Origin of the sequence: Komagataeibacter intermedius TF2 (assembly GCF_000964425.1) — a bacterium.
Lineage (GTDB): Bacteria > Pseudomonadota > Alphaproteobacteria > Acetobacterales > Acetobacteraceae > Komagataeibacter > Komagataeibacter intermedius.
Map to the genome: position 1 here is coordinate 1 of NZ_BANF01000124.1, position 5,722 is coordinate 5,722.

General features: G+C 68.0%; 8 protein-coding genes and 2 pseudogenes. 9 read left to right on the plus strand and 1 reads right to left on the minus strand.

Annotation, left to right across the window (positions count from 1 at the left end; genetic code table 11):
* The 6 genes and pseudogenes from B7449_RS13585 to B7449_RS13605 all read left to right on the plus strand — a co-directional run.
* Positions 1–274 (plus strand): annotated as a pseudogene (locus B7449_RS13585) (hypothetical protein); the annotation flags it as partial.
* Positions 275–284: 10 nt separating this feature from the next.
* Complete coding sequence (locus B7449_RS13590) at positions 285–494, plus strand: hypothetical protein (protein ID WP_039736859.1); 210 nt, start codon at positions 285–287, stop codon at positions 492–494.
* Positions 491–1,645 (plus strand): hypothetical protein, encoded by a 1,155-nt coding sequence (locus B7449_RS13595; RefSeq protein WP_039736858.1) that lies wholly within the window; start codon positions 491–493, stop codon positions 1,643–1,645. The genes B7449_RS13590 and B7449_RS13595 overlap by 4 nt, the downstream gene beginning before the upstream one ends.
* The gene (locus B7449_RS13600) at positions 1,638–2,315 is read left to right on the plus strand and encodes a phage baseplate assembly protein V (protein WP_039736856.1); all 678 of its coding nucleotides are present in this window, start codon (positions 1,638–1,640) and stop codon (positions 2,313–2,315) included. Before B7449_RS13595 ends, B7449_RS13600 begins: the two co-directional genes overlap by 8 nt.
* On the plus strand, positions 2,312–2,467 hold the full coding sequence (locus B7449_RS21090) for a hypothetical protein (protein ID WP_158003699.1): 156 nt from the start codon (positions 2,312–2,314) through the stop codon (positions 2,465–2,467). Before B7449_RS13600 ends, B7449_RS21090 begins: the two co-directional genes overlap by 4 nt.
* The gene (locus tag B7449_RS13605) at positions 2,464–2,826 is read left to right on the plus strand and encodes a hypothetical protein (RefSeq protein WP_039736854.1); all 363 of its coding nucleotides are present in this window, start codon (positions 2,464–2,466) and stop codon (positions 2,824–2,826) included. The genes B7449_RS21090 and B7449_RS13605 overlap by 4 nt, the downstream gene beginning before the upstream one ends.
* Positions 2,827–2,859: 33 nt before the next feature.
* Here the strand turns inward: B7449_RS13605 and B7449_RS13610 are convergent, their stop codons facing one another.
* The gene (locus B7449_RS13610; protein ID WP_141654853.1) at positions 2,860–3,195 is read right to left on the minus strand and encodes a hypothetical protein; all 336 of its coding nucleotides are present in this window, start codon (positions 3,193–3,195) and stop codon (positions 2,860–2,862) included.
* Positions 3,196–3,220: 25 nt separating this feature from the next.
* Between B7449_RS13610 and B7449_RS13615 the strand changes: the two genes are divergently transcribed.
* The 3 genes and pseudogenes from B7449_RS13615 to B7449_RS13625 form a co-directional block, all read left to right on the plus strand.
* A complete protein-coding gene (locus B7449_RS13615) occupies positions 3,221–4,345 on the plus strand; it encodes a baseplate J/gp47 family protein (RefSeq protein WP_039736849.1) in 1,125 nt (374 codons plus the stop codon).
* A 1-nt stretch (position 4,346) separates the two neighbouring features.
* Positions 4,347–4,964: a hypothetical protein gene (locus B7449_RS13620; protein ID WP_235721256.1), complete on the plus strand. Its 618-nt coding sequence runs from the start codon at positions 4,347–4,349 to the stop codon at positions 4,962–4,964.
* Positions 4,964–5,722: pseudogene (locus B7449_RS13625) on the plus strand (hypothetical protein); the annotation flags it as partial. The gene B7449_RS13620 and the pseudogene B7449_RS13625, both read left to right, overlap by 1 nt.

The following is a 5,722-nucleotide window of genomic DNA, read 5'->3' on the forward strand; positions in this document are numbered from 1 at the left end:
GGGGGTCAATCTTGCCGCCGCCCCCGACAGCGCCGCCAGCGTCGTATCGGGGCTGGAGGCGTCGGGCGCGGGCCTGACCACGGCCCTGGGCCTGACCGGCGCGAACCTGGACGCCATAAGCCCCGCCAGCGCCGGCAGCCTGTCCACCCTGACCCAGAACGCGGCACTGCACAGCAGCGCCCTGACATCGGGCGCGCTGGTCAACCGCGCCTATGCCAACACGCTTTCGGCCACCGGCGGCACGCAGGACGGCCCGCTGGTCACGGCGCAGTAGGAACCGGACAATGGCAAGCACGATCAAGATCACGGCCAGCGACATTTCCCTGTATCACGTGGCGGCGACCCGGCTGGGGGACGCCACGCAATGGTGGCGCATCGCGCGGCTGAACGGCATGGACGATCCCGACCTGTCCGGGTTCACGACGCCGGTCAGCCTGCTTCTGCCCACCGTTGACACGTCGCAGGACAGTGGCGTGCCGGGGGTCACGTCATGAATGGCGGCCTGAATGGCACAGCAGCATCCGTCTGGCGCATGCCGCGCGCGCGCGTGCTGGTGAACGGGGTGGAGCGCGCGGAAACCGGGCTGGAGGAATTCACGCTGGCCCGCACGCGCTACAGCCGCGCCGATACGCTGGACATGACGCTGGCGGTGGACCGGACGCGCATTCCGTCCGGCGGGCTGTGGTTCGACCTGCAGCCGGACGCGCAGGGCGGCGTGCTGCCCGATATCGACATTACGGTGCAGATGCGCGACGCCGCGCGCGACGGGGCGCAGTGGGTGACGGTATTTCGCGGTATCGTGGACCATGTGGGCCTGCTGCCCGCCGCGACATCGGTGCGGGTGCAGTGCCGCGACTACCTTGCGAAACTGCTGGACATGCGGGTACGGGCGGGGTGGCTGAACATGACCGGGGCCGATGTGGTGCGGGCCATGATCACCGCCGCCGGGCTTGTGCCCGATGTCACCATGACCGACGCCATGGTGGGGCAGTTCTGGCAGGTGGAGCATAAACGTATGTCCGCCACCACCCACAGCCGGTTCCAGACCGCCTTTGATCTTGCCCGTTACATGGCCACCATGGCGGGGTGCGACCTGTATGCCGATGGCACCACCATTGTCTGCGCGCCATGCCCCACCGCCACCACCGCCAATACCCACGTACTGGACTATACCGACAGCGGACCGGACAGCCCGGTGTCCATGGGCGCGACCGGCCTGCATTTCACCCGGGATTACCAGGTGGGGCGCGGCGTGATCGTCCATGTCATGAGCTGGGACAGCCGCCAGCGCACGCGGGTCGAATATTACTGGTCCGCAGCCGGCGGCGCGACCACGCCGGGCGACAGCGCGGGCACGCTGCACAGCTTTGCCCTGCCTGGCGCGCGGCTGGATGACCTGCGGCGTCTGGCGCAGCAGAAATACAGCCAGATCACGGCGCATGCGCGCACCATAACCGGCACCATACCCGGCCGGATCACGCTGGCACCGCGCGGTTTCATGCGCCTGACCGGCACGGGCACGACATGGGACGGCACGCTGGATGTGGACGCCGTGACCAGCAGCTTTTCATGGCAGGGCGGCTTTTCCCAGCAGGTCACCCTGCGCGCGCGCACCACCACACAGGACGGGGGAACGGATGACTGACACGCGCATGATCGCAGCCGGCATGACCGGCACGCTGGCACAGCCGGGCTTCGGGCTGGTCAGCGCGGTGGACCCGGTGAACCATGCGGTCAGGGTGGTGGTCCAGCCATCGGGCGTGGAAACCGGCTGGCTGCCGTATGCCGCCATGCAGGTGGGCAGCCTGCGCATTGCCTGCGTGCCCGACATTGGCACGCATGTGCTGGTGGTGCATGTCGAAGGCGACGCCGAACATGGCGTGGCCGCCGTGCCGGTCTATGACGCCGTGGTCATGCCGCCCACATCCCCCGCCACGGGCAAACCGGCCCAGCCGGGCGAGATGCTGGTCATGGCAGGCTGCGGCGCGCCCCCGTCAGGCGACGCCGCAACCCCGGGGCCGACAGCGCAGGACGCGCCGTGGTGGCACCTGACCCCGGATGCGATCCACAGCGGGGCAGGGAACACGACCGAGACACTGACCAGTGGCGGCAAGGCATGGGCGGTGGGAGCGGTCGCCATGACGCTGGACGGCAACGGCCTGTCCGTCACCGGCGGACCGATCACGACCGACAGGGACATCACCGCGCAGGGCACCGTAACCGGGCAGACGGACGTCAGGGCCGCAGGCATTTCCGGCCATGCCCACACCCATCCGGTCACCACCGCACCCGGCACGACAGGAGCACCGCAATGAACACCACAGGCGCCACACGCGGGCGACGCCCCCGGCGCAGGACCATGCGGCACCGTGCCGCCGCCATGCACCGGCACGAACCACGGCATGGCCGCCCCCACCGGCGGCCCGGCGCGACATGGGGGCGCATGCGCCTGCCGGTCACGTCATGAGCGCGCTGTCACATACCATGGGCGGTGACCTGGACCTGTCGGCAACGGGTGGCATTGCCGTGGTCACGGGCGCGCAGCAGACCCGTCAGGCCCTGTTGCGCAGGCTGTGCACCAATGCCGGGGCCTATATCTGGCAGACGGATTACGGGGCCGGGCTACCCGCGCGCGTGGGCACGGTCATGGATGAAGCCGGCATCCGCGCCCTTGTGCTGGAACAGGCACAGGCCGAGGCAGGCATCGACCCGTCCCGGCCCGTTACCGTAACCATCACGAAACCCGAAACCGGGGCCTGCCTGCTGGCCATATCCTACACCGACGCCACGACCGGCACGGTGCAGGAACTGACGCTGGGCACATAGCCCGCGCGGCGTGACCGGGCCGGGGCGCGCGTTTCATGCCGTGGCTGCATGTCCCGGCCATGCGGGGCCGGTCACGCCTGCGCCTGTCCGCCATGCCCGCAGGCATGACGGTGCGATCCGGCACAGGGAAACCCGCCACGCCCTTGCGTGCTTCAGCCACCGCTTCCGCCCGCCGTAGCCGCGCTGGCAGCACCACATCCCGACGTGATGTGGACCGGCTGCCGGCAGGACATTCATCCAGCACTTCATACCCATCAGCCTGACACGCCCATGCGCCATGCCGGACAGCAGCGCACGGGCCATCCCGACCACGATGCGGGCAGGGACCGGACGGGGGGCGATCGTCCCGCACCACAACACAGGGATCATTTCCCAACCAGAACGGAGAATCCGGGTGGCCATCACCTTCCAATCCTTCAAGACCACGCTGGGCAACATGGTGGCTGCAGCACAGGGCGCGTGTCCCGCGCTGCTGGACCTGAACGTGGGGTCCGCAGGCCGCGCCATGCTGGAAGCCGTTGCCGGGCTGGGGCTGTGGTTCCAGTTCATTGCGCTGCAGATCCTGTCGCGCACCCGGCTGGCGACCTCCATCGGGTCGGATGTTGACAGTTTCGTTGCGGATTTCGGCCTGTCGCGCCTGCCGGGAACGGCGGCCACCGGCATGGTCACGTTCACATCGTTCACGCCGGGCAGCCAGTCCGCCACCGTTGCGACAGGCACCACGGTCAAGACGGCGTCGAACCTGATCTATACGGTGGTGGAGGACAGCACGAATACCGCATGGTCGGCGGCGGACGGCGCCTATATCCGGCCCGCGGGCACGGCGTCCATCACCATTCCGGTGCAGTGCGCAACGACCGGGACGGGCGGCAATGTCGCGGCGGGGGCGGTCTGCCTGCTGGGCACGGCGGTTGCGGGCATTGATACGGTCACGAATGCCGCCGCCCTGACCAATGGCAGCGATGGGGAAACGGACGCGGCCCTGCGCACGCGCTTCGTGTCCTATATCAACAGCCGGTCCAAGGCGACGGTATCCGCGATTGAAAACGCGGTGACGGATGTGTCCGCCGACCTGATCTACCAGGTGGTGGAGAACGTGGACACGTCCGGCGCGACACTTCCCGGCAACGTGGTGGTGTTTGTTGATGACGGGTCGGGCGACGTGTCCGACAGCGTGATTGACGACGTCTATGCGTCCGTGGATGCCGTGCGCCCGGCTGCCGTGTCCATTCAGGTCGTGCGGCCCAACGTGGTGCGCCCGCCCGTGGCCATGACCGTCAGCGTGAACGGCACGGGCGACCTTGCCACCGTGCAGGCCACGATCAGCACCAACATCGCCACCTATTTCAACGGTCTCGCCATCGGGGATGCGGCCAGCTATTCGCGCCTGATCCAGATTGCCTACGCCGCCAGCACGTCCGTCACCAACGTGACCGGCGTGACGCTGGCCGGTGGCACGGCGGACCTGTCCGCCACAACCGGCACGGCGTATCGCGCGGGGACGGTGTCCTTTGGCTGACGTGACGCAGAACGGCTTTGCCCTGCGCATCCGCAGGCTGCTGCCGACGGGCTGGTTTCCATCCGCGCCTGCCGTGGGCGAGACGGAACAGGCCCCGGTGCTGAACGCCCTGCTGCAGGGTTTCGGCAGCGTATTCGCATGGATATGGGCCATGCTGGCGGGAACGGCGGACCAGACCCGGCTTGCCACCATGAGTGGCGCGTTTCTGGACATGTTCGCCGCTGACTTCTTCGGCACGACGCTCACGCGCGGGCAGGGGGAAAGCGATGGCGCCTTTCGCACGCGGATTGAAGAAGCCCTGTTCCCCTCGCTGGGCACACGGCCCGACGTGGTCAACACCATTGCCGATGAAGTGGGCGCCGCAGGCCGCGTGATCGAGCCGCGCAACGCAACCGACTGCAAGGGGCTGGGCAGCGTGGCGGCCCCTGCCACCGGCGGCGGATACGGGTATGGCGTCGCCGCCCTGCGCTATGGATCACGCGGCGCGCCCTTCCAGTTATTCGCACAGTTGCCAACCGGCGACACCAGCCAGCCCGCAACACAGACGCTGGACCGTATTGCCGATGTGATGCCCGCAGGCACCATCGCATGGGTTCAGGACGTGGAGACCCCTGAATAATGGACAGACAGATTGTTTATCCGGCGCAGATACCGCTGGACAGTGACCAGTTGAACGCCCAGCGCAATGCGTATGTCGGTCTGGGCCAGCTTGCGGCCATGGCCTATGGCTGGGCCACGGTGGCCGCCAGCGGCTTTGCCTGCACGCCGGGCGGCGGGCTGGCGCTGGTGGTCGCGCCCGGTTCGCTTCTGGCCCCCGGCGTGGTCGATGCATCGGCCTATGGCACGCTGGCGGCCGTTTCCAGCGCACTGGTGCGGCAGTATGTCAGCCGCGATCCCGTCACGCTGGACGTGCCGGGGGCAGGGGCGACATACACCGTCCATGTCACGCCCGCCACGGTGGATGCGGATGACACCGTGCTGCCGTTCTATAACGCTGCCGACCCGTCCGTGACCTATGCCGGGGCGGATAACAGCGGAAAGACCGCGCCAACCGTGCGGCAGGACGTGGCACAGGTCGGGATTGGCACGTCGGTGCCCGCAGGCGCGTATCCGCTATGGACCGTAACCGTGCCTGCCGGGGCAACAGTCATGACGGCAGCCATGATCGCACAGGCCAGTGGCGCGCCGTTTTACGACACCATCCCGCAGTTGCAGGCCGCCAAACAGGACGCGCTGGGATATGTGCCCGTGCAGCAGGGCGGTGGCCCGAACCAGACTGCCGACAAGGTCAATCTGGGGCAGGATTCAACCTATCAGGGACTTTTGCGTGTCGCCATTGACGGCGCGGATCACGGCACATTGCTGTCTGGCACGTAT

Excerpts from the sequence above, each read along its gene's own strand:
- B7449_RS13590 (WP_039736859.1), top strand. The coding sequence starts at position 285 with ATGGCAAGCACGATCAAGATCACGGCCAGCGACATTTCCCTGTATCAC.
- B7449_RS13595 (WP_039736858.1), top strand. The coding sequence starts at position 491 with ATGAATGGCGGCCTGAATGGCACAGCAGCATCCGTCTGGCGCATGCCG.
- B7449_RS13610 (WP_141654853.1), bottom strand. The coding sequence starts at position 3,195 with ATGATCCCTGTGTTGTGGTGCGGGACGATCGCCCCCCGTCCGGTCCCT.
- B7449_RS13600 (WP_039736856.1), top strand. The coding sequence starts at position 1,638 with ATGACTGACACGCGCATGATCGCAGCCGGCATGACCGGCACGCTGGCA.
- B7449_RS13605 (WP_039736854.1), top strand. The coding sequence starts at position 2,464 with ATGAGCGCGCTGTCACATACCATGGGCGGTGACCTGGACCTGTCGGCA.
- B7449_RS21090 (WP_158003699.1), top strand. The coding sequence starts at position 2,312 with ATGAACACCACAGGCGCCACACGCGGGCGACGCCCCCGGCGCAGGACC.